A 23,250-nucleotide genomic window follows, 5' to 3' on the forward strand; every position below is an offset into this window, starting at 1 on the left:
CATTGATGCGTTCAGCGGAATGCTTTTAACCAGGGACTCTTATGTCGCGTCGTATCTCCCCCGTCATACCCGGCTTCGGGCTGACGCTGGGTTACACCTTGGTGTACCTCAGCCTGATTGTGCTTATCCCGCTGGCGGCGATGTTCGTCCACGCCGCCCAGCTGACCTGGGATCAGTTCTGGACGATCATCACCGCACCGCGGGTGCTGGCGGCGTTGAAGCTGAGCTTCGGCACCGCGCTGTGCGCGGCGATCATCAACGGCATCATCGGCACGTTGCTGGCCTGGGTGCTGGTGCGCTACACCTTCCCCGGGCGCAAGGTGATCGACGCGATGATCGATCTGCCGTTCGCCCTGCCGACAGCCGTGGCCGGTATTGCGCTGACCGCGCTGTACGCGCCGGCCGGGCTGGTCGGGCAATTTGCCGCTGACCTCGGTTTCAAGATCGCCTACACCCCGCTGGGCATCACCCTCGCGCTGACCTTCGTCACGCTGCCGTTCGTGGTGCGCACGGTGCAACCGGTGCTGGCCGATATTCCCCGTGAAGTCGAAGAGGCGGCGGCGTGCCTGGGTGCGAAGCCATGGCAGGTATTTCGCCACATTCTGGTTCCGGCACTGCTGCCCGCCTGGCTGACCGGTTTTGCGCTGGCGTTCGCGCGTGGCGTCGGCGAGTACGGTTCGGTGATTTTCATTGCCGGCAACATGCCGATGAAAACCGAGATCCTGCCGCTGCTGATCATGGTCAAACTCGACCAATACGATTACACCGGCGCTACCGCCATCGGCGTACTGATGCTGGTGGTTTCCTTCATCCTGTTGCTGCTGATCAACTTGCTGCAGCGGCGCATCGAAACCCCATAAGGAGGCGCGAACATGTCCCAATCGTCCATTGCGGCCGCCTCTTCGGCCAACGCTGCGCGCCGTGGCAGTGCCACTTCGCGCAGAATCCTGATCGGCCTTGGCTGGCTGATCTTTTTCCTGTTTCTGCTGCTGCCGTTGTTCATCGTCGTATCGCAAGGTCTGAAAAACGGCCTCGGCGCGTTCTTCACCGCGATTTTTGAACCGGACGCGCTTTCGGCATTGAAACTCACTGTGTTCGCGGTGCTGATTTCGGTGCCGCTGAACCTGGTGTTCGGTGTCAGTGCGGCGTGGTGCGTGAGCAAATACTCCTTTCGTGGCAAGAGCATGCTGGTGACGCTGATCGACCTGCCGTTCTCGGTGTCGCCGGTGATCGCCGGTCTGGTCTACGTGCTGATGTTCGGTGCGCAGGGCCTGTTCGGGCCGTGGCTGCAGGATCACGACATCCAGATCGTTTTCGCCCTGCCGGGCATTGTGCTGGCGACGATTTTCGTCACCGTGCCGTTCGTGGCCCGTGAACTGATTCCGCTGATGCAGGAACAAGGCACCCAGGAAGAAGAGGCCGCGCGCCTGCTCGGGGCCAATGGCTGGCAGATGTTCTGGCACGTCACCGTGCCCAACATCAAGTGGGGCCTGATTTACGGCGTGGTGCTGTGCACGGCGCGGGCCATGGGTGAATTCGGTGCGGTGTCGGTGGTTTCCGGGCACATTCGCGGGGTGACCAACACCTTGCCGCTGCACGTCGAGATCCTCTACAACGAATACAACCACGTGGCCGCGTTTGCCGTGGCGAGCCTGTTGCTGATCCTGGCGCTCTTCATCCTGCTGCTCAAGCAGTGGAGCGAAAACCGTATCAACCGCCTGCGCGCCAGCGCCGCGGAGGAATAATTCATGTCGATCGAAGTGCGTAACGTCAGCAAGAATTTCAACGCGTTCAAGGCGCTGGACAACATCAGCCTGGATATCCACAGCGGTGAGCTGGTCGCGCTGCTTGGTCCGTCGGGCTGCGGCAAAACCACCTTGCTGCGCATTATTGCCGGTCTGGAAACCCCGGATCAGGGCAACATCGTTTTTCACGGCGAAGACGTTTCCGGCCACGACGTGCGTGATCGCAACGTCGGTTTCGTGTTCCAGCATTACGCCTTGTTCCGCCACATGACAGTGTTCGACAACGTCGCGTTCGGCCTGCGCATGAAACCGAAAAACCAGCGCCCGAGCGAAAGCCAGATCGCCAGCAAGGTTCACGAACTGCTGAACATGGTGCAACTGGACTGGTTGTCGGATCGCTACCCGGAGCAGTTGTCCGGTGGTCAGCGTCAGCGTATCGCTTTGGCCCGTGCTTTGGCGGTGGAGCCGAAAGTGCTGCTGCTGGATGAACCGTTCGGCGCCCTCGATGCCAAGGTGCGCAAGGAACTGCGGCGCTGGTTGGCGCGGCTGCACGAAGATATCAACCTGACTTCGGTGTTCGTGACCCACGACCAGGAAGAAGCGATGGAAGTCGCCGACCGTATCGTGGTGATGAACAAAGGCGTGATCGAGCAGATCGGCTCACCGGGCGACGTCTACGAAAACCCGGCCAGCGATTTCGTCTATCACTTCCTCGGCGACTCGAATCGCTTGCTGCTGAGCGACGACAACCATGTGCTGTTCCGCCCGCACGAAGTGTCGTTGTCCAAGCATGAGCTGGAAGATCACCACGCCGCTGAAGTGCGCGATATCCGCCCGCTGGGCGCGACTACCCGGGTGACCTTGAAAGTGGAGGGGCAGACCGATCTGATCGAAGCGGAAGTGGTCAAGGATCACGACAGCCTGATCGGTCTGGCCAAGGGTGAGACCTTGTTCTTCAAGCCGAAGGTCTGGCAGAAAGTCGCTAACCTCTAAAAGCAAAAGCTTCGCGAGCAGGCTCGCTCCCACAGGGAAAACTTATTTCAAATGTGGGAGCGAGCCTGCTCGCGAATACGATCTAGACAGCAGCGCGATTCGGATTGATCCGCACCACCCCCGCCCGCAACTCGATCTCTTGTTTCAATTCCTGCCGCATCCCGAGCATGAACGCCAGCTCGGCCACGACAAACAACGGCCCGACAATCAGTCCGCTGATGTCATCGACAAATGCCGGTTTGCGCCCTTCATAGTGATGCCCGACAAACTGGATCACCCAGCCGATCACGAACATCGCCAGGCCGCTGCTCAGCCAGACCAGGGTGCTCTGCTGCGCCAGCGCATGCCCGGCCCACACCGACAGCCCCATCAATACCGTCATCAACACGCCAAGCTTCAACTCCAGACGCAGGTAAAACCACGCCGAGGCCAGCGCCACCACAACGGCTGGAGATATCCACAGCCCGCCCAGCTCCCACTGCGGCCGAGACAGCAGGACAGCCACCGCCACCACGATCAGCGGAATGCCGATAAAGTGGCTGGCAATGTTGCGCGGGTCGCGGTGGTAGGCGGCGTATTGACTGAGGTGGTCGACGAGGCTTTTCATTGTTGTTCCTCCAGTGGGGTTGAATGCATCATCCCTCGGGATCCGCGTTCGCTCTGTCGGGCAGGCGACACTCCAGGAGTGGTTATGCAAATTCGTGCACGGTTGCTCAGCGGCCAGTGGTTCAGTCATCTGCCTGCATCTTTTCAGGATAGCCTGCTGGCGCTGGCCCGGGAGCGGCGGCTGACGGCGGGACAACGGCTGTTCCAGCGTGGCGATGCGCCGTGCGGTCTGTACGCGGTGCTCGATGGCGCAGTGCGTATCGGCGCGGTGAGCGAGCAAGGCAAGGAGGCGTTGTTGAGTCTGGTTGAGGCGCCGCACTGGTTCGGGGAAATCTGCCTGTTCGATGGTCAGCCACGCACCCATGACGCCTATGCGGTCGGGCCGTGTACCTTGCTGAATATTCCCCAGGCGGCGTTGCTCAAATTGCTCGACGAACAGCCGCAGTACTGGCGGCATCTGGCGCTGCTGATGAGCCACAAGTTGCGCCTGGCCTTCATCAGTCTCGAACAGCTGAGCCTGCTGCCAGCTCCGGCGCGTCTGGCCCATCGCTTGCTGATGATCGCCGAAGGCTACGGCGAACTCGACGCGCCGCGTCGGGTGCTGCAACTGCCGCAGGAGCAGTTGGCGGCGATGCTGTCGCTGTCGCGACAGACCACCAATCAGATCCTCAAGGATCTGCAGGGGCAGGGGATTATCGGGCTCGCATACGGCGAAATCGAAATCCTCGATGCCGCAAGACTGCGTGCCTTGGCCACGATCTGAAAACTGAAACCGATCCAATGTCGGAACTGGCACCTGTGGCGAGGGGATTTATCCCCGCTGGGGCGCGCAGCGACCCTGAAAAATGGGACTGCTGCGCACTCCAGCGGGGATAAATCCCCTCACCACAAAGGCTCACTCCTACAAAGGATCTGTGTTTGGATTACGACCCGCGATAGGTCGAGAAACCGTACGGGCTCAGCAGCAGCGGGATGTGGTAGTGCTGATCAGTCTGCTTGACCTGAAAGATCACCGGAATTTCCGGGAAGAACGTCTCGTGTTTGATCTTCTGGTAGTACTCGCCGGTCTTGAACACCACACGGTATTCACCGGCTTCGAATGGCTGTTTGGCCGGGAACAGCTCGGCGATCCGCCCTTGCTCGTTGGTGGTGCCTTGGGCCAGTGGTTGCCAGTTTTCGCCGACGTGTTTTTCCAGGGTGACGTTGATGCCCGGTGACGGCAGGCCGTTTTCCAGGTTGAGCACGTGCACGCTCAGCGGATTGCCGGCGGCGAGCGCCAGGCTGGAAACAGCGCTCAGGCCGAGCGCGGCGAGGGTCATGCGCAGGGTGGTCATGGTGGATCTCCTTAGTGGGAACGGGTGATGCTCAGGCCGGCTTTGTCGGCGGCGGCGCGGGCGCAGTTTTCGTCTTGTTCACCGCCGCCGGAACCGGCCACGCCCATCGCGCCGACCAGTTCGCTGCCGGCGAACAACGGAATGCCGCCGCCGAGCAATAGCAAATCATCGAGGGTGTTGAGGTTGGCGGTTTCCGGGTTGCTGCGGGCGCGCTCGGCGAACAGCCGCGTCGGCGTCTTGGTCGACAGCGCGGTGTAGGCCTTGCGCTGGCTGGCGGCGGTGTTGTGCGGGCCAACGCCGTCCCCACGCAGAGTCACCATCAGGCTGCCGCCACGGTCGAGTACCGACACCGTGCCGGTGCAACTGCTCATCGCCTTGTCCGCCAGCCAGCGTGCGGTTTTCAGGTCGAGATCGGCGTGGCGCGGCAGTTCTGGCGTGGCGCTCGCGGCGCCGCTGAGGCCGAGGATCAGGCTGGCGACAAGGTATTTGACGGTCATGTGCAGGCTCCGATTGAGAAGGTCTGCACCTTAACCGGCGCACTTCGTCAGAACTCCGTCAGGCGGATTACAAGTTTGTAATGGGCAACGGCGGCGAACACGCCTAGCCTGTGTACCTGATCAATCGAGGTGTGCCATGCGTTTGCTGGTCGTAGAAGATGAAGCCAAAACCGCGAATTTCCTTGCCAAGGGCCTGGGCGAGTCGGGTTTCGCCGTGGATGTGGCGCTCAATGGCCTCGACGGCCGCTATTTTATCGAGCAGCAGGAATATGACCTGATCATCCTCGACGTGATGCTGCCCGGCCTCAACGGCTGGCAATTGTTGCAACTGATTCGCCAGCGCGGCGCTACACCGGTGCTGTTTCTCACCGCCAAGGACGCCATCGAAGACCGCGTCCGTGGTCTTGAGCTGGGAGCCGATGACTACCTGCTCAAACCCTTCGCCTTCGCCGAACTGCTCGCGCGCGTGCGCACGCTGCTGCGACGCGGGCCGATGCGCGAAGCCGAGTCGTACAGCATTGCCGACCTGGAAATCGACGTATTGCGCCGCCGGGTCAGTCGCGGCGGCCAGCGCATTGCCCTGACCAACAAGGAATTCGCCCTGTTGCAGTTGCTCGCCAGCCGCCAGGGCGAAGTGCTCTCGCGCACGCTGATCGCCTCGCAGGTGTGGAACCTGAATTTCGACAGCGACACCAACATGGTCGAAGTCGCCGTCCGGCGTCTGCGCGCCAAGGTTGACGACCCGTACATGCCGAAACTTATCCACACCGTGCGCGGCGTCGGTTATCAACTGGAAGCGCCGGACGATGTGGAGTAAGTCGATCGCCTGGCGATTGGCGCTGGCCTTCGCCATGGTCTGCGCGCTGGTGCTGAGCGCAATCGGCGTGTTTCTCTACCGCTCGCTGGCCTCGGAATTGGCCTTTCGTGATGACATGGCCTTGCTCGGTCGCCTCGAGCAAGTGCGCGCCTTGCTCGCCGACAGCGACAGCCTCGACGCCTTGCAGGCACGGCCACGGTTGTATCAGAACATGCTCGGTAATCTCGACAGTCTGCTGCTGGTGCGCCGGGCCGACGGTTCCAGCGTGATCGCGATCAACCCGCGCCAACGTGAATTGCCGGCGCTCAATGCATTACCGCGAGAGCAAATGCCGCAGCGCCGTGACGTGCTCACCTGGCAGGCCAGTGACGGCGCTGAGCTGGCCTTGCTGTCCGGCCAGGCGCAAGGCCCCAACGGTGAAACCCTCACGGTGATCGCCGGCAAAGTGCTCAGCGAGCGCGAGCAGATGCTCGGCAGTTATCGCCTGCGTCTGTATCTGTCCGTCGGCCTCGGCGCGTTGCTCGCTTTTGCTCTGGGCCTGCTGTTGCTGCGGCGTGGCTTGCAGCCCTTGCATCAGTTGAGCGAAGCGGTTCGCAGTATCGATCTGCGCAGCCTCGATCGACGCCTGCCGGTCGACGGCACGCCGAGCGAACTGCGCGAACCGGTGCACGCGCTCAACACCATGCTGGCGCGGCTGGACGACAGCGTGCAGCGCCTGTCGCAATTCTCCGCCGACCTCGCCCACGAAATCCGCACGCCGCTGCACACCTTGCTGGCCAGCAACGGCCAGGCCCTGAACCATCCGCGCAGCACGGCCGAATATCAGGAAGTGCTGGCCTCGAACATGGAAGAGTTCGAACGGCTCAAGCGCATGGCCGAGAACCTGATGTTCCTCGCCCGCGCCGAACAGGCCGAACGTGCGCTCAATCTCCACACGCTGGACTTGCGCAACGTCGGCGACGAACTCTGCGATTACTTCGAAGCCCTGGCCGATGATCGCGACCTGCAACTGCAAAACCGCATGCACGGTGAGCTACTCGCCGACCAGCAATTGCTGCAACGAGCCCTCGGCAATCTGCTGGCCAACGCCGTACGCCACGCCGACCCCGGCACCCTGATCAGCCTGCAACGCCGCGATGAACCGGATATGTGCTGGCTGCAAGTGCACAACCACGGCCCGGTCATCGCGCCTGAGCATTTGGGCAAACTGTTCGATCGGTTCTACCGCGTCGACCCCTCAAGGGCGGAACCGGGGGATTCGGGTGGGCTGGGGTTGGCGATTGTGCAGTCGATCATGCACTTGCATGGCGGGCGGGTGCGGGTGAGTAGTGATGTGTCGGGAATGGCGTTTGAGTTGGGGTTTGTGGTGAATTGACAGGCCTCTTCGCGAGCAGGCTCGCTCCCACAAGGAAACGCATTCCAACTGTGGGAGCGAGCCTGCTCGCGAAGGCGCTGGATCACACAGTGATGATTTCGGATCAGCGTAACCCATCGCGAAACTGCCCCGGCGTCATTCCTGTCCAGCGCTTGAACGCGCGGCTGAAGCTGCTGGTGTCGGCGAACCCCAGCAGATAGCTGACTTCACTCAACGAGCACTGCGGGTCGCGCAAGTGCAGCAGCGCCAGATTCTCGCGGCTTTCGTTGAGCAGGGTGTCGAAGCGACAGCCCTCATCCGCCAGATGCCGTTGCAGGCTGCGCAGGCTCAGGTGCAAGGCCTGGGCGATGCGTTCGGCGCTCGGTTCGCCTTCGGGCAGTTGTTCTTCAATGGCATCGCGCACCTTGCGCTCCCAGGTCAGCGGTTTGAGCTGGGCGAGGGTGCGTTTGAGTACGGCTTCGTTGTGTTCGGCCAGTTCCGGGTTGGCGTCGTCGAGGTGGCTGTCGAAGTCGCCGAGGGCGAATTCCAGGCGGTCTTCGGCGGCGCAAAAATGCACCGGCGCGCGGAAGACTTTGTGCCATTGCTGGGCATCGCTCGGTTCGGGGCGGCGCAAGTACACCGCCAGCGGTGCGTAGTCACGGCCGAGGCGATTGCGGCAGGTGCGCACGTAGATCGCCGCGAAGGCGTCGATGGCTTCGACGGCCGGCGCCGGGTTGCCGGACGGGATTTTCAGGCGGAATTGATAACGGTCTTCGCTGCGGCTCAGCTCCAGTTCCAGCGCATCGCTGACCACTGGGTGATAGCGCACGATGCGCTCGAACACCTCGCGCAAGCTGCCGCTGGCCACCAGTGCATAACCGAGCGCGTGGAAGGTGGTCGGGCTGACGAAACGCGACACGCGCAAGCCCAGCGCCGGGTCGCCGCTGGCCTGCACGGCGAGTGCCCACAGGCGCGTGGTACCGGACAGCGGATAGCGCGCATTGGGGTCGTCCATCAGCGCTGGGTCGAGCCCGGCCTGTTGGCACAAGGCAAGACTGTCCAGCCCGAGCGCGTCGAGTTGTTTGCGCAAGGCGCGGGTCCAGCTGGCGAGGGAGGTCGGTTCCTTCATGCGGATTGGCGCGTCCGGTCAACAGGTTGGCGTTCTTGGCTAGCGCGGATCGAACCCCGGCAAGGCACGATGCATTCATCTTAGACCCGAGGATGGAAACATGGACGGTACTTCTGCAAGCCCTGAACGACTGAATGCGGCGCAGCGCTCGGCACATATTCGCCAAGTGGTGTTGGCAAAAGGTGCGCAATTGCGTGAGCGCTACCCGATTCTTCAGCATCAGGATGCCCTTGGTGCGGGGATTCTGGCGTTCGCGCTGGCCGGGATGATCGGCTCGGCGGCGCTGTACATCACTGGCCATATGGCTTGGTGGGTGTGCCTGCTGCTCAATGCTTTTTTCGCCTCGCTGACCCATGAGCTGGAACACGACCTGATCCACAGCATGTACTTCCGCAAACAACGCGTGCCGCACAACCTGATGATGGGCCTGGTCTGGCTGGCGCGGCCAAGCACGATCAACCCGTGGATCCGTCGTCATCTGCACCTCAACCATCACAAGGTTTCCGGCACTGAAGCCGATATGGAAGAGCGCGCAATCACCAACGGCGAGCCGTGGGGTTTTGCCCGTCTGCTGATGGTTGGCGACAACCTGATGTCGGCGTTTATCCGTCTGCTCCGCGCCAAGACCTGGGCACACAAGTGGAGCATCGGCAAACGCGTGCTCAAGGTCTACGCACCGCTGGCGCTGCTGCATTGGGGCGCGTGGTACGTGTTTCTCGGCTTTCACGGGGCCAATGGCATCGCCTATTTGCTGGGCTCGCCAATCGAGTGGTCAGCCACCACACTTTCGGTGATGCAAGTGATCGATATTGCCGCCGTGGTGATCATCGGCCCGAATGTGTTGCGCACTTTTTGCCTGCACTTCATCAGCTCGAACATGCATTACTACGGCGACGTCGAACCGGGCAATGTGCTGCAGCAATGCCAGGTGCTGAACCCTTGGTGGCTGTGGCCTTTGCAAGCGTTCTGCTTCAACTTCGGCAGCAGTCACGGGATTCATCACTTCGTGGTCAAGGAGCCGTTTTACGTTCGCCAGATGACCGTGCCGGTGGCGCACAAGGTGATGCGCGAGATGGGTGTGCGCTTCAATGACTTCGGCACGTTTGGCCGGGCGAACCGGTTTGTGCGCGGAGATGAGGAAGTGGTGTCCGGGGAGGCGGTGGAGGCCTGACAGATGCCCCTCACCCTAACCCTCTCCCAGGAGAGAGGGGACTGATCTAGCTGTTTATGCTGGATACATCGACCTGAAATTTCGAGCCGACCTCAGGTTGGAAAAGCATGAAGATCTGCTCCCTTTCCCCCTCTCCCTCAGGGAGAGGGCTGGGGAGAGGGCTGGGGTGAGGGGGGCTTTTGATCTTGGTTCAATCCGGCTGAAACGGCGAAGCACTGAGGATCACTCCGGTCTCTTCCACATACCGCTGCCAATGCCCGATCAAGTCAGTGAGTTTCTGCGGCTGACTCAACGCCAGATCATGAATCTCCCCTGGATCGCTCGCCAGATCATAAAGCTGCCAGGTCGCCGGACCGACCGGTCCGGGAATCCACACCGCCTTCCACGACCCTTGGCGAATCGCCCGGCGTCCGAACAATTCCCACCCTGTCACGGTGTGTTCGTCATGCACCTGCGCGGTCTCGCCGGACAGGAAGCCCAGCCATGATTTACCGCGCAGTGGCGCCACCGCTTTGCCTTTCCACTGTTTGCCCGGATGCCGCACGCCAGCCAGATCGAGAATGGTCGGGGTGATGTCCATCACCGTGCCGAAACCATGGCTGATCTGCCCTTTCAGCGGCAGTTGCGGATAGTGCAGCAGCGCCGGCACGCGGATCCCGCCCTCGGTGGTGAAAGCCTTGAACAAGCGTGACGGCGCGGTTGCCACTTGCGCCCAGTTCGGCCCGTACCAGACGTAGGAATTGGCCCGGCCGATGTTGTCGAGGCTGTTGTCGTAATGCTGGTTGAGGTAGGTCATCAGCTCCGGGCCGAACTTGGGGAACGCTTCCAGCAGCGCGCCTTCGGCCCCGTTGTCGGACATGAACAGGATGAAAGTGTTGTCGAGCTGTCCCTGCTGGCGCAGGTAATCGATGACCCGGCCGATGTTCCAGTCCATGCGCTCGACCATCGCCGCGTAGACCTCCATGGCTCGTGCGGAAATCTGCTTTTGCTCATCGCTCAAGGCGTCCCACTGCGCGCTGAGCTGAATCAGCGGGTGCGGCTCGACGTCCGCGTCGATCAGGCCCAGCGCCTTGAGTTTTTCCAGGCGTTCGAGGCGCAGCACTTGCGGGCCGGCGTCATAACGGCCACGGTATTTCTCGACGATCTCGGCCGGTGCCTGCAGCGGCCAGTGCGGCGCGGAGAAGGGCAGGTAAGCGAAGAACGGCCGGGTCTGATCGCGCTCCTTGAGGTACTGCAGCAGCTTGTCGCCGAAGGCATCGGAGGAATAGAAATCCTTCGGCAACACGTCAACAAACTGATCGTCCTCGATGTACAGCGCCGGGGTGGATTTCAGCAGGCCCGGCGTTTGCTCATCGTAGGTCGGCTCGAAACCATAGTGGTTGGCAGCGCCCGGCAACAGTGAAAACGAGCGCTCGAAACCGCGCGCATGGGGCGCCAGTTCAGCCTTCAGACCCAAGTGCCATTTGCCGCTCATCAAGGTTTGATAGCCGGCCTCGCGCAGCAGCTCGGGCAGGGCGACGACGCGGTCATTCAGGTAGCCTTCGTAGCCAGGTTTGCCGATCAGTTCCGGGGTCAACGCTTCGGCCATGGTGCCAATACCGGCGATGTGGTGATCGGTGCCGGTCAGCAGCATCGAGCGCGTCGGCGAGCAGGTCGGTGCGGTGTGGAAATCGGTCAGGCGCAGGCCGTTCTCGGCCAGCGCATCGAGGTTCGGCGTAGCGATTTCGCCGCCGAACGCACCGATGTCGGAAAAGCCCAGGTCGTCGGCCAGAATCACTAGAAAGTTGGGACGTTGCGGCATCGCGAAACTCCTGTTCAGCAGGCAATGAACGTCAGCGGCAGATCGCGGATCTGCACCGGTGCGCTCGGTTGGTAATGGTCATCACTGGTCAGCTCGTGCAGCAGTTCTTCACGCAGCTGATGAAAGTCGTAACCGCTGCGTTGGCGCGGGTGCGGCAGGGCGATGTCGACCACTTGCTTGATCCGCCCCGGACGCGGCTCCATCACCACCACGCGGTCGGCCAGAAAAATCGCTTCCTCGACATCGTGGGTCACCAGAATCGTGGTGATCTGTGCCCGCTCGCGGATCGCCAGCAGCTCGTCCTGCATTTGCTGGCGGGTCAGTGCGTCGAGGGCGCCGAAGGGTTCGTCGAGCAACAGGATTCGCGGGCTGGCGACGAGGCCGCGCGCGATCGCCACGCGTTGCGCCATGCCGCCGGAGAGTTGATGCGGATAGGCCGCGGTGAAATCGCTGAGGCCGACCAGCTCGATGAAATCCTTGATGCGTTGTTGTTTCTGCGCTCCGCTCAGCGGTTCATTGACCAGACCCAGGCCGATGTTGTCGGCGACCGTCAGCCACGGAAACAGACGATGTTCCTGAAAGACGATACCGCGCTCGCCGCCGATGCCGCTAACGGCCTTGCCATCGACACTGATGTGCCCGCGAAACTCGGTGTCGAGGCCGACCAGCAAACGCAGCAATGTGGATTTGCCGCAGCCGCTGGAGCCGACGATGGCGACGAATTCGCCCTCGGCAATGTCCAGGTTGAATTCGCGAATCGCCTCCAGTTCGAAACCGTTGACGGCGAAGGATTTGCCTACGTGGTTGAAGCTGACAATTGGTGCGTTCATGCGTGTCTCCAGCGGGTCGCGCGAATTTCCAGGCGTTGGCCGATCAGGTTGAGCAGGGCGCCGGTGAGGCCGACCAGCAGCATGCCGGCCATGATCAGATCCATGCGCAGCAGCTGCTGCGCGCCGATCATCTGACTTCCGATGCCGCCATTGGACGGCATGAAATATTCAGCGCCGATGGTGCCGAGCCAGGCGTAGATCAGGCTCAATCGCAGCCCGGCGAAGATCCCCGGCGCAGCACCGGGCAGGACCAGTCGACGCAGGCGCTGGCCGAGGCTCAGGCGCAGCACTTGCGCGGCTTCGTTGAGTTGCGGCGAGAGGTTGGCGACGCTGCGCTGGGTGGCGATGAACAGCGGGAAGAAGGCGGCGAGAGCGACGAACACCCACTTGGCCAGTTCGCCGAGACCGAACCACGCGGTGAGCAGTGGCACCCAGGCGAAAATCGCGATCTGCCGCAGTGCGGCGAGTGTCGGGCCGAGCAGGCGTTCGCTGAGACGTGACATGCCGAGCAGCAAGCCCAGGGCGAAACCGAGGCCGCCACCGATCAGCAAGCCGCCCAGGGTGCGGCTCAGGCTCAGCGCCATGCCGTTGACCAGCGTACCGTCGAGCAGTCCGTCCCATGTCGTGCTCAGCACAGCCGCAGGGCTGATCAGAATATTCGCGTCGACCCACTGCTGATCATTGGCGTGTTGCCAGAGCGCCAACAAGCCTAGCGGCAACAGCCACGGTTGCAGGCGTTGCCAGCCCTGATAGCGCGGGCCGCGTGTGATGTGCGCGGTGGCCGGGTGCGGCCAGTGCACCAGTTTGCGGTCGAGCAGGCCGATGCCGCGATCCATCGCCACGCCGATCAGACCGATGACCACGATGCACACGAACACGATGTCGAGCATGAACAACTGCCGCGCCCAGACCATCAGATAGCCGATGCCTTCGCTGGAGGCCAGCAGCTCGACCGCCAGCAACGAGGTCCAGCCGGCAGCGAGTGCCAGGCGCACGCCGGCCATGAACGCCGGCAGCGCAGCGGGAAGCACCAAGCGCCAAATCAGCAAGCGCGGCGGCAGGCGCAACACGGCGGCGGCTTCGCGCAGTTTCGGTTGTGCATCGCGCACACCAACCAGTGTGTGCAAGGTCACCGGCACCACAATGGCCTTGATCAGCACCACCAGTTTCAGCAGTTCGCCGATGCCGAAAAACACCATGAACAGCGGAATCCACGCCAGCGTCGGCACCTGCGCCAATCCGGCGAATGTCGGAAAAACCAGGCGCTCCAGACGTCGACTGAAGCCCAGTGCGGCGCCAAGCACCGCGCCGGTCGAAACGCCTGCCAACAAGCCCCAGAACAACCGTTGCAGGCTGATCCACAAATGACTCCACAACTCGCCTTGGGCCAGTTCCACAGCGCTGCTCCACACCAGCGATGGCGCCGGCAGGATCTGCTCGCTCATCCACTGATTGCGCGCGGCCAGCCACCACAGGACGAACAGGCTGACGGGCAACAGCCAAGGCAGCAGGCGTTGATTCAGGCGGGGCCAGGTGCGACGGCTTTTCAGCGGCGGCGCGGCCAGCGGCAGGCTGAGCAGAGATTGACGGGCCATGGGTGACCTCCGTTGTCGGGTTGCATGGCGAACCGCTTTTCATGTGGGAGCGAGCCTGCTCGCGAAATGGCTGTTTAAGACAGCATTGATGGCGGCTGGCATTGCCTCTTCGCGAGCAGGCTCGCTCCCACACTGGGTTTCGTCATATATGAAACTGATCTAACAAACTTGCGTTAGATGCTATCGGGAAATAAGCGAATCCATTTAAGGCTTGCCTGCTTGCGCGCATCCAATGCATTCGAAGAATATTTTCGATGCTGTTAATGCATATAGCGCTGCAAGCCGCACACGCTCTTGCTTAGCTCATATGGATATAAAAATGTGCATTTATAGTATTTAAGTGAAGGTGGGCATCCAGCCTACTTTCGGCTCCTCAGCGATCAAGGAGCCGCACCCATGAACCTTCCCTTCAAACGAATCATTGGCCTGCTGGCCGCCCCGGCGCTTGCAGGCTTTCTTGCGCTTGGCGCCCAAGCCGGAGAGCTCAAGGAAATCCGCATCGCCGTACCCGACCTCAGCGCCGGCACTCAACACAGCGGCGGCGGCATCGTCGATGTGCTGCGCGATCAGCAGATCTTCGAAAAGGCCTTCGCCGAGCAGGGCATCAAGATCCAGTGGAGTTTCTTCAAGGGCGCCGGGCCGGTGATCAATGAGGCGTTTGCCAATGGCCAGGTCGATCTGGCCTATCTCGGCGATCTGGCAGCGATCATCGGCAAATCCAATGGTCTGGACACGCGCCTGCTCAGCGCCACGGCGCGTGGGGTCAAGCAATACCTCGGCGTGGTGCCCGGCTCGGGGATCAAGACCCTGCAGGATCTCAAGGGCAAACGCGTGGCGATCTTTCGCGGAACGGCAACGCAACTGTCGTTCGATGCGGCGTTGGCCAGTCAGGGCCTGAGCGAGAAGGATCTAAAGGTGATCAATCTGGATTTCAACGCGGCGGTCTCGGCGCTCGCGGCCAAGCAGATTGATGCCTCGTGGGGCAGCTCCGCGCTGAGTGCCTTGCAAGCCAAAGGCCTGGCGGAATTGCCGCTCAACACCAAGGACCTCGGCGGCGCTGGCAGCGTGCAGGCGGTGTTGCTGGGTAATGGCAAGTTTGTCGACGCCCATCCTGAAGTCATTGCGAAACTGCTCAAGGCGCAGCAGCAAGCGGTCGAGTGGCTGACGCAGGACAGCAACAAGGACGCCTATGTGCAGCTGGTATCAGGGCTGGCCAGTTATCCGCCGGTGATTCTGGCTCAGGATCTGAAGGATCAGAATCTCAGCGAGATTTTCCCGTCGACACTGGATCCGGTGTTCTTGAGCGGCCTGCAGGACAAGGTCGACCTGGCGGCGCAGCAGAAGCTGATCCGCAAGCCGTTCAAGGTCAGCGATTGGGTGGCGCCAGAGCTTTCTGCAGCCAGGCTTTAGATCTCCAGCGTCTTTCCAGATCGTTCCCACGCTCCGCGTGGGAATGCAGCCGAGGACGCTCCGCGTCCTTTGTGACGCAGAGCGTCACGGGTTTCATTCCCACGCAGAGCGTGGGAACGATCGGCGTGTGCCACGAAGGTTTTTCAGACGGCGACGCTGACGTCCTGCCGATCCACCGCGACCAACGTCTCGATCATTGCCCTCGCCGCCGGCGACAACCGGAATCCGGTGCGGCTGACGATGCCGCAGCGGGCGTTCATGCTTTCGAGGTTCTGCGGCAGGTTGCGCCAGTGCAACAGCACCAGCGAACCCTTGGCGACATCCTCAATAAACGCCTCCTCCGTGCCGACGCCGATTGCATTGGATTGCAGCACCACTTTGACCAGTGCCGGAAAGTGCTCGGTCTCGATGGTCGGCGAGAAATCGATGCGCCCGCTGAGATTCGCCAGCAGCTTGCGAATGCCCGGCGGGATCAGGGTGGCGGCCAGCGGGTAGTCGAACATGTCGTTGGTCGACAGGCTTTCCTTGGCCAGCAACGGATGCCCCGGCCGGCAGAAAAATACCCCGCGCTTGGGCGTCAGCGGTTGCGTCTGGAAATTCGGATCGGACTCGAAATGACGGATGTCGGCGATGAAGAATTCGATCTCTTCGCGGCTCAGCGCGCGGCTCAGTTTTTCCCAGTTATCAACCTGAAAACAGGTGCGCACTTTCGGGTGCGAATTGATGAATTGCGCCACCGCGTCCGGCACCAGTTTCACCGCCGGCGCCGGCCCGCAACCAAAATGCACTTCGCCGGCGTCGAGCTTGGTCATTTGCGTCACTTCAGCGCTGAGCAACGCTGCGCCCTGCACCAGGCTCAAGGCGTGTTGCAGCACCACCTGGCCCTCGGGCGTGGGGCGCAGATCCTTGTTGCCGCGATCGACCAGCACGCAACCGAACTCCTGCTCCAGCCCCTGAATGCTGCGGCTGAACGCCGGTTGAGTGATGCCCATGGCGTCGGCCGCACGGACAAAACTGCGGTGTTCGTTGAGGGCGATGAAGTAGCGCAACTGGCGAAGATCCATATGCTTTTCCGGCATCCTAAAAATAGCTCGAAGGCATTTGCGACGAGGGTTGCTTGAGGTTTTAAATGCAAGCTCTTATTCCGTCAACGAAGCATTTTAATATCTATTAGATATAAATGGAATATAGATAGAGCGTTGTTTCGCTGCCGCCAAAACCGCAATCCGTCGATGAGGGTCTTCCCATGAGCAATGCTGCACTCGCCGTAAAACCCGTTTCTCACGCGCTGGAAATTCACCCGGTAGCCGGACGTATCGGTGCCGAAATCCGCGGCGTGCATCTGTCCGGTGAGCTGGACGCCGCCACTGTCGAAGCCATCCAGCAAGCCTTGGTCGAATACAAAGTGCTGTTCTTCCGCGAGCAGACGCAGCTCGACGATCAGCGTCAGGAAGCCTTCGCCCATCTGCTTGGCGAACCGGTGGCACACCCGACCGTGCCATCGCGCGAAGGCACCCGTTACCTGCTCGAGCTGGACGGCGCCGAAGGTCAGCGCGCCAACTCCTGGCACACCGACGTGACTTTCGTCGACGCTTACCCGAAAGCCTCGATCCTGCGCTCGGTGGTCGCCCCGGCCTTCGGCGGCGATACGCTGTGGGCCAACACCGCAACGGCATACAGCGGCTTGCCGAGCGAGCTGCGTGAGCTCGCCGACAAACTGACCGCTGTGCACAGCAACGAGTACGACTACGCCGGTGCGAAGCCGGACGTCTCGGCAGAGAAGCTGGAGCGCTATCGCAAAGTCTTCACCTCGACTGTCTACGAAACCGAGCACCCGGTGGTGCGCGTGCACCCGATCAGCGGCGAGAAAAGCTTGCTGCTGGGGCATTTCGTCAAACGCATCAAAGGTTATTCACAGGCGGATTCGGCGCACCTGTTCGGCTTGCTGCAGAGCCATGTGATCCGCCAGGAAAACACCGTGCGCTGGCGCTGGCAGGCTGGAGATGTGGCGATCTGGGACAACCGCTCGACGCAGCATTACGCGATTGATGATTACGGCACCCAGGATCGCGTGGTGCGCCGGGTGACGCTCAAAGGCGAAGTGCCGGTGGGGGTGAATGGGCAGCGGAGTCTGACCATCAAAGGTCCGGATATCGTCGGCGTCTGATTGGCCTCTTCGCGAGCAGGCTCGCTCCCACATTGATCGTTCCCACGCTCTGCGTGGGAATGCCTCAACGGACGCTCTGCGTCCGGTTTTGGGACGCGGAGCGTCCCGGGCTGCGTTCCCACGCGGAGCGTGGGAACGATCATTTGATCACAGCTACCACACACCAATCTGAACAACCTTCTCGGTTTCCGGCTCACCATAACGAAACCGCTGCCCGCGCAAATCGATCTCCGGATGGCTGATCGTCGTCCGCCGCTTCAATCCACGCATCCACTCAAACAGATACCCCGCATGCTCCTCGCGCACCGCCGTGTACGCCGGGTCCTCACCCAGATCATTCAGCTCCTGCGGATCATTCAACAGATCAAACAACTGCGGTCTAAACCCGTCGTACCCCAGGTATTTCCAGCGCTCGCTGCGCACCATGGTCATGCGGCAACGGTCGATCGGCTGGCCGAGTCGCTCGCGTGCCGGGGCCTGAAAGGCGTAGTCGTATTCGCTGATTGCATAGCGGCGCCAATCGGGATTTTCCCCGTGCAGCAGCGGGATCAATGAACGCCCTTCCAGCCGGTGTTCCGCGCCCGCTAATCCCAACGCTTGAAGAAACGTGGGCAGCGCATCAATGGTTTCCGCCAGCCGCTCATCGACAGTGCCGCGAGTGACATCCGCCGCCGCCCGAGGGTCGCGCACGATCAACGGCACGCCCACCGCCTGCTCGAGCAAAAACTCCTTCTCACCGAGCCAATGATCGCCAAGGAAATCGCCGTGATCGCTAGTGAACACGATCAACGTGTCATCCCAACGGCCGTTGTTCTGCAGAAAATCGAACAGCCGCCCCAACTGATCATCCACTTGCTTGATCAGGCCCATATAGGTGGGGATGACAGTCAATCGTACTGAATCGCGGGAGAAGTTGAGGCTTTCCTCATGTTGGCGAAAGGCAGTGTATACGGGGTGTTTGCTGGCTGCGGAGGGCATCGCGCGGACCGCTTCGAGAATCGATTTCGTACTGTACAAGGCGTGGTACGGTGCCGGTACGATGTAGGGCCAATGCGGTTTGATGTACGAGAGGTGTAAACACCAGGATTTCTCGCCTTGCTCGGTGATGAAGTCGATGGCGCGATTTGTAGTGTAGACAGTCTCTGAGTGTTGCTCGGGAATTCGTGCTGGCAAATTCGCATGACGCATTTTCCAGCCGCTGAGGATTTCGCCGTTCTCGCCTTCGGCGGCGTTCGCCCAGTCGTGCCAGGGATTCTTGCCATCGAAGCCCTGCGCGCGCAGGTATTGGGTATAGGGCGCGGATTCGCGCTTGTCGTCGAATGAAGCATCGTCGGGGTAGATGCCGTCGTGGCGCAGATACGGTTCGAAGCCGACCTCATTGAGCAACTCGGCTTGCGCGCTTTGCGGGTTGATCGCCAGACGCTGCAAGGCGTCGACATTGGCCGTCGCATGGGTCTTGCCGACCAGCGCGGTGCGGATGCCGTGAGGTCGCAGGTAATCGCCGATCGTCAATTCATCCAGCGGCAACGGCACCGCGTTCCAGGCCACTTGATGGCTGCTGACGTAGCGCCCGGTGTAGGCCGACATCCTTGAAGGACCGCAAATCGTGCCTTGGGTATAGGCGCGGCTGAAACGCACCCCTTGAGCTGCGAGGCGATCGATATTCGGTGTATGCAGATGCGGGTGGCCGTAGCAGGACAGGTAATCGCGGCGCAGTTGATCGCACATGATGTACAGCACGTTGCGCACGGGGTTGGGAGGAGTGGGCATGGAGTTCACCGGTCAGTGGGGACAGGTGAGGGTTTTCGCTGTCGGTGGGGGTTTTCGGCAAGTGCATTTGGGGAATGGTTTTTATGCAGCGATTGCATCAGCCTCTTCGCGAGCAGGCTCGCTCCCACATTTGAAATGCGTATTCCTGTGGGAGCGAGCCTGCTCGCGAAGGGGCCAGCTCAGACAGCAAAATTCTCCAGCGAACACACCTCCTCATCCTCCGCATCAACCACTTTGATCTGCTCAATCATCGCTTCGGCCAGCGGCGACAGCCGATACCCCGCGCGGCTGACAATGCCGTAGCGGGTGTACAGCTCCTCCAGATCATCCGCCAGGCCTTCGATCTTCAAACAGACCAGCTCACCCTTGGCCAGATGCAGCGCATCGGAATACGCGCCGACAATTCCGATCGCCTCCGAACGCAGCACCACGCTCAACAGCGTCGAACCGTTTTCGCATTCCACATTCGGGGTGAAATCCGGACGGCCGCTGAGGTCGACGATGACCTTGCGCAGGTTCGGCGGTCGGATGCTGGCCGCCAGTGGATAACTCAGCAACTGCTCGGCGGTGATGCGTTCGAACGCCGCCAGCGGATGCCCGGCGCGGCAGCAGAAATGCCATTTGCGCGCTCGCAGGCGGTGGGTCTGGTAATCCGGGTCGGCCTCGAATTGTCGGGTATCGGCGACGAAGAATTCGAACTCTTCGCTGAGCAGGCGTTTGCTCAGGCTCTGCCAGTCATCGACTTGAAACTGCACCCGCGCTTTCGGGTAGCGGCCGATGAACGCGCCGATCGCGCGCGGGATCAATCCAGCGGCTGGCGCCGGCCCGCAACCAAAGCGCAATTCCCCGGCTTCGAGGCCATTGAACTGGCTGATCTCATTGGCCATCTGCTGCGCACCGCTGACCAGTCGCCGTGCATGTTCGAGCAGCACCTGGCCCTGTTTGGTCGGCGGCAATTCCTTGCGCCCACGGTCGACCAACTGGCAGCCGACGCTGTGTTCCAGTGCTTGGATGCTGCGGCTGAATGCCGACTGCGACAGGTTCACCGCCTGCGCGCCAGCGATAAAGCTGCGTTGCTCAACCAGAGCGATGAAGTGACGCAATTGGCGCAAGTCGATATGCATTTTTCACATAAAAAATATCCGAGAAATGCATTGGATATGCATTAGGTCGACTCCTTATAAAGGCAATCTCTTATGCAGTAAATATTTGTAAATCCATAAATAAATAACTGAAAAGAATATGCAGCAGTGAAGATGTCTGTGTGTTTTTTGACTAGGAGCCGCGCCATGAGTCCGTTGAATCTCGCGTTACCCCCATCACCCCGACGGCTCAAACGCCTGCCTTTGGCATTGTTGCTGGCAGGCAGCGCCAGTTGGACTCACGGCTATGCCGCAGAAGCCGAAACACCGGCGCCGGTTCCGGCAGGCACAGCGGCGGCCAACGGTTCGCAGCTGGAAACCGTGACCGTCACCACGCGCCGCCGCGAAGAAAGTTCGCAAGACGTGCCGACGCCAATGAGCGTGGTCAGTGGGCAGAATCTGGAGACGCAACGGGTTTACCGGATTCAGGACTTGCAGCAACTGGTGCCCAGCGTCAACGTCGCTTACATGCATGCGCGGCAGTCCAGCGTGTCGATCCGTGGCCTCGGTAACAACCCGGCCAGTGATGGCCTGGAAGGCAGCGTTGGCCTGTACATCGACAACGTTTATCTGGGCCGTCCGGGGATGGCGGTGTTCGACCTGATGGACATCGAGCAGCTCGAAGTCTTGCGCGGTCCGCAAGGCACGCTGTTCGGCAAGAACACCACCGCCGGGGTTATCAACATCAGCACCCGTGCGCCCAGTTTCACACCGGAACGCAGTATCGAAACCTCGGTCGGCGAGGACGGTTATTTCCAGACCAAGGGCACGATTTCCGGACCGCTCAACGACCAACTGGCCGGGCGCTTCTCGGCGTATCGCACGCGCAGTGACGGCGACATCAAGAACGAATACGACGGCCACGACCTCAACGGCGGCTCCCGCGAGGGCTTCCGCGCGCAGCTGTTGTTCAAGCCCAATGAAGATTTCAATCTGCGCTGGATCGGCGATTACAACGAAGAAGATTCCAGCGCCGGCACTCGCGTGTTGTACAACACCGGGCCGACCATCAACGGCGTCAACCTGTATGAATCGCGGGCCAGTGCAGCCGGGGCGACGCTGGTCAACGGCCGGCATCGCAAGGTCAATCTCGATAACGACCAGCACGTCACCGTGCATCAGGGCGGCACTTCAGTGGAAGCCAACTGGACGTTGCCGAGCGACTTCACCCTGACGTCGGTCAGCTCTTATCGTTTCTGGAATTTCACCCCGCGCAACGACGATGGCCTCAACGTGCCGGCCAGTTACAACGCCGGCGTGTCGGTGGAAGACAAACAGTATTCGCAGGAATTTCGCCTGGCCTCGCCCAAGGGTGAGTTCTTCGATTATGTGGTCGGCGCCTACTATTTCGGCTCGGATCTGGACAACAAATCCTTCTCCTATTACGGCCCGCAGGCCGATATCTGGAATGGCACACCGGCGGGCAGCCTGGCCAACGTCACCAGCGTCGGCAACGGCCATATCCAGACCGACAGTTTCGCCCTGTTTGCCCAAGGCACCTGGCACCTGAGCGAACGTCTCGATTTCACCGCCGGGGTGCGTGGCACCTACGAAGAGAAAAACGCCTCGGTCGGCCGCAACGCGCCGGTCGGCGGTGTAGCTGTGGCCGGCGCGGCAGCCAATGCGCGTCGCGGCCGTGCCGGCGTCTACGATTCCGGTGACTTGAATCAGTACAGCTCCAGCCCCTCGGGACTGCTCAACCTGAGCTATCGCATCACCGATGATGTGCTCGGTTACGCCACGCTGTCCCACGGCGAGAAATCCGGCGGGGTCAACCTCGCGGTCGGCTCCGCACCTACCGCTGGCGCCGACTCGTTATTGATCGGCACCGAGCGCGCCAACAACGCCGAACTCGGTTTCAAAAGCACCCTGTGGGATCGCCGCCTGCAACTCAACGCCAACGTATTCTGGACCCAGGTCAACGCCTACCAGACCAATGCCTACGACGCCGCCAACCGCGTGCAATACCTGACCAACGCAGGCTCGGTGCGCTCGCGTGGCATCGAGTTCGAAAGCACCTTGGTGCCGCTGCGTGGCCTGACCCTGAATTTCAACGGCTCGTACAACGACGTCAGCTACCTCTCGTACAAGGATGCGCCGTGCCCGCCGGAAGTCAGCCAGGCCCCGGGTGCGCCGGCCTCGTGCGACCTCAGCGGCCATCAAGTGGTCGGCGCGTCGAAATGGATCGGCAACGCCAACGGCGAATACAAATGGAATCTGGCTAACGGCTTCGAACCCTACGTCACCGGCAGCTACGCGTTCCGCTCCAAAGCGGTGGGTACGGTCGAGGATTCCGACTACGGGCAGATCCCCAGTTACGCGGTGGTCAACCTATCCACTGGCTTGCGCGGTGATTTCAATCAGGGCCAGTGGGACGTCTCGCTGTGGCTGAAAAACGCCTTCGACAAAACTTATTACACGACTCTGTGGACCGGCGGCAACGGCGGCTATGAAGGCCTGCTCGGTACCCCGCGAACCCTCGGCGTTACCGGTCGCTACGACTTTTAATTGAGCTTTCAAGGCGCTGACCTGGACATGGCCGTTCAACCAATCCTCAGCGGCGCCGGCAAGCAGACGCAGCTGATCGACAGCGACGGCGGCAATCGCGCCTAACGTCGGCATTCAGCGAACCAAAACCAGCCTTTTAAGGCGTTAACGGATGCCGTATCCGAATACTTTTCATGCCGCAAAAGCATGGGGTTTATAGCAGATCGCTGCAGCCCTTGTGGTGCGCGGCTTCGGTGAAAACGGGCGATTTGCATATTCCTTGAAGGCCTATGCATAACGTCAAAGATTACTTTCGGTGATAAGCGTGCAAGCCCAATGATTACCCCCATCGACTACGCCGTGGGGGCTTCAAGAATGACGGGTCGATCGCTTTGGCTCGTA

The 23,250-nt window shown here is 61.1% G+C and carries 20 protein-coding genes; 10 read left to right on the forward strand and 10 right to left on the reverse strand.

Going from position 1 to position 23,250, the window contains the following annotated elements; genetic code table 11:
* The first annotated feature begins 41 nt into the window (after positions 1–41).
* From cysT to J5M66_RS15200, 3 genes are read left to right on the forward strand one after another with little or no spacing between them, the layout of a single operon-like run.
* Positions 42–860, forward strand: a complete 819-nt coding sequence (gene cysT, locus J5M66_RS15190) for a sulfate ABC transporter permease subunit CysT (RefSeq protein ID WP_122751855.1) — start codon at positions 42–44, stop codon at positions 858–860.
* Between the two features lie 12 nt (positions 861–872).
* Positions 873–1,745: a sulfate ABC transporter permease subunit CysW gene (cysW, locus tag J5M66_RS15195; RefSeq protein WP_007917679.1), complete on the forward strand. Its 873-nt coding sequence runs from the start codon at positions 873–875 to the stop codon at positions 1,743–1,745.
* Positions 1,746–1,748: 3 nt separating this feature from the next.
* A complete protein-coding gene (locus tag J5M66_RS15200) occupies positions 1,749–2,738 on the forward strand; it encodes a sulfate ABC transporter ATP-binding protein (protein ID WP_207808060.1) in 990 nt (329 codons plus the stop codon).
* A gap of 82 nt (positions 2,739–2,820) precedes the next feature.
* Here the strand turns inward: J5M66_RS15200 and J5M66_RS15205 are convergent, their stop codons facing one another.
* Positions 2,821–3,345 carry an Mpo1-like protein gene (locus J5M66_RS15205; RefSeq protein ID WP_207808059.1) on the reverse strand — a complete coding sequence of 175 codons (525 nt, stop codon included), beginning with the start codon at positions 3,343–3,345 and terminating at the stop codon, positions 2,821–2,823.
* A gap of 84 nt (positions 3,346–3,429) precedes the next feature.
* On the opposite strand from J5M66_RS15205, the gene J5M66_RS15210 reads away from it, so the two are divergent.
* On the forward strand, positions 3,430–4,107 hold the full coding sequence (locus J5M66_RS15210; RefSeq protein WP_207808058.1) for a Crp/Fnr family transcriptional regulator: 678 nt from the start codon (positions 3,430–3,432) through the stop codon (positions 4,105–4,107).
* Positions 4,108–4,267: 160 nt separating this feature from the next.
* Here J5M66_RS15210 and uraH read toward each other — a convergent pair whose 3' ends face one another.
* Positions 4,268–4,678 (reverse strand): hydroxyisourate hydrolase, encoded by a 411-nt coding sequence (uraH, locus tag J5M66_RS15215; protein WP_042610175.1) that lies wholly within the window; start codon positions 4,676–4,678, stop codon positions 4,268–4,270.
* Positions 4,679–4,689: 11 nt separating this feature from the next.
* Positions 4,690–5,175, reverse strand: coding sequence for a heme-binding protein (locus tag J5M66_RS15220; RefSeq protein WP_207808057.1), 486 nt, complete (start codon positions 5,173–5,175; stop codon positions 4,690–4,692).
* 136 nt (positions 5,176–5,311) lie between these two features.
* On the opposite strand from J5M66_RS15220, the gene J5M66_RS15225 reads away from it, so the two are divergent.
* Positions 5,312–5,992: a heavy metal response regulator transcription factor gene (locus J5M66_RS15225; protein WP_041477440.1), complete on the forward strand. Its 681-nt coding sequence runs from the start codon at positions 5,312–5,314 to the stop codon at positions 5,990–5,992.
* Complete coding sequence (locus J5M66_RS15230; RefSeq protein WP_207808056.1) at positions 5,982–7,367, forward strand: heavy metal sensor histidine kinase; 1,386 nt, start codon at positions 5,982–5,984, stop codon at positions 7,365–7,367. Before J5M66_RS15225 ends, J5M66_RS15230 begins: the two co-directional genes overlap by 11 nt.
* Positions 7,368–7,470: 103 nt before the next feature.
* On the opposite strand, the gene J5M66_RS15235 is transcribed toward J5M66_RS15230, so the two are convergent.
* A complete protein-coding gene (locus J5M66_RS15235; protein ID WP_207808055.1) occupies positions 7,471–8,475 on the reverse strand; it encodes an AraC family transcriptional regulator in 1,005 nt (334 codons plus the stop codon).
* A gap of 100 nt (positions 8,476–8,575) precedes the next feature.
* On the opposite strand from J5M66_RS15235, the gene J5M66_RS15240 reads away from it, so the two are divergent.
* Positions 8,576–9,646 (forward strand): fatty acid desaturase, encoded by a 1,071-nt coding sequence (locus J5M66_RS15240; protein ID WP_207808054.1) that lies wholly within the window; start codon positions 8,576–8,578, stop codon positions 9,644–9,646.
* A 190-nt stretch (positions 9,647–9,836) separates the two neighbouring features.
* Here J5M66_RS15240 and J5M66_RS15245 read toward each other — a convergent pair whose 3' ends face one another.
* The 3 genes from J5M66_RS15245 to J5M66_RS15255 are packed head-to-tail and all read right to left on the reverse strand — an operon-like array spanning position 9,837 to position 13,872.
* Positions 9,837–11,447, reverse strand: coding sequence for an arylsulfatase (locus J5M66_RS15245; protein ID WP_207808053.1), 1,611 nt, complete (start codon positions 11,445–11,447; stop codon positions 9,837–9,839).
* A 14-nt stretch (positions 11,448–11,461) separates the two neighbouring features.
* Positions 11,462–12,277 carry an ABC transporter ATP-binding protein gene (locus J5M66_RS15250; RefSeq protein WP_122881302.1) on the reverse strand — a complete coding sequence of 272 codons (816 nt, stop codon included), beginning with the start codon at positions 12,275–12,277 and terminating at the stop codon, positions 11,462–11,464.
* A complete protein-coding gene (locus tag J5M66_RS15255; protein WP_207808052.1) occupies positions 12,274–13,872 on the reverse strand; it encodes an ABC transporter permease subunit in 1,599 nt (532 codons plus the stop codon). The genes J5M66_RS15250 and J5M66_RS15255 overlap by 4 nt, the downstream gene beginning before the upstream one ends.
* A gap of 396 nt (positions 13,873–14,268) precedes the next feature.
* On the opposite strand from J5M66_RS15255, the gene J5M66_RS15260 reads away from it, so the two are divergent.
* Positions 14,269–15,282, forward strand: a complete 1,014-nt coding sequence (locus J5M66_RS15260) for an ABC transporter substrate-binding protein (RefSeq protein ID WP_122747902.1) — start codon at positions 14,269–14,271, stop codon at positions 15,280–15,282.
* Positions 15,283–15,425: 143 nt separating this feature from the next.
* Here J5M66_RS15260 and J5M66_RS15265 read toward each other — a convergent pair whose 3' ends face one another.
* A complete protein-coding gene (locus tag J5M66_RS15265) occupies positions 15,426–16,346 on the reverse strand; it encodes a LysR family transcriptional regulator (RefSeq protein WP_207808051.1) in 921 nt (306 codons plus the stop codon).
* Positions 16,347–16,528: 182 nt separating this feature from the next.
* Here J5M66_RS15265 and J5M66_RS15270 point away from each other — a divergent pair, with 182 nt between their 5' ends.
* Positions 16,529–17,449, forward strand: coding sequence for a TauD/TfdA family dioxygenase (locus J5M66_RS15270; protein WP_207808050.1), 921 nt, complete (start codon positions 16,529–16,531; stop codon positions 17,447–17,449).
* Positions 17,450–17,602: 153 nt separating this feature from the next.
* Here the strand turns inward: J5M66_RS15270 and J5M66_RS15275 are convergent, their stop codons facing one another.
* Complete coding sequence (locus J5M66_RS15275; RefSeq protein ID WP_207808049.1) at positions 17,603–19,219, reverse strand: alkaline phosphatase family protein; 1,617 nt, start codon at positions 19,217–19,219, stop codon at positions 17,603–17,605.
* A gap of 179 nt (positions 19,220–19,398) precedes the next feature.
* Positions 19,399–20,343 (reverse strand): LysR family transcriptional regulator, encoded by a 945-nt coding sequence (locus tag J5M66_RS15280; protein WP_122611164.1) that lies wholly within the window; start codon positions 20,341–20,343, stop codon positions 19,399–19,401.
* 165 nt (positions 20,344–20,508) lie between these two features.
* On the opposite strand from J5M66_RS15280, the gene J5M66_RS15285 reads away from it, so the two are divergent.
* Positions 20,509–22,869: a TonB-dependent receptor gene (locus J5M66_RS15285; protein ID WP_207808048.1), complete on the forward strand. Its 2,361-nt coding sequence runs from the start codon at positions 20,509–20,511 to the stop codon at positions 22,867–22,869.
* Positions 22,870–23,250 lie beyond the last annotated feature (381 nt).

It is taken from the genome of Pseudomonas sp. 67(2021), from assembly GCF_017491835.1.
Lineage (GTDB): Bacteria > Pseudomonadota > Gammaproteobacteria > Pseudomonadales > Pseudomonadaceae > Aquipseudomonas > Aquipseudomonas atacamensis.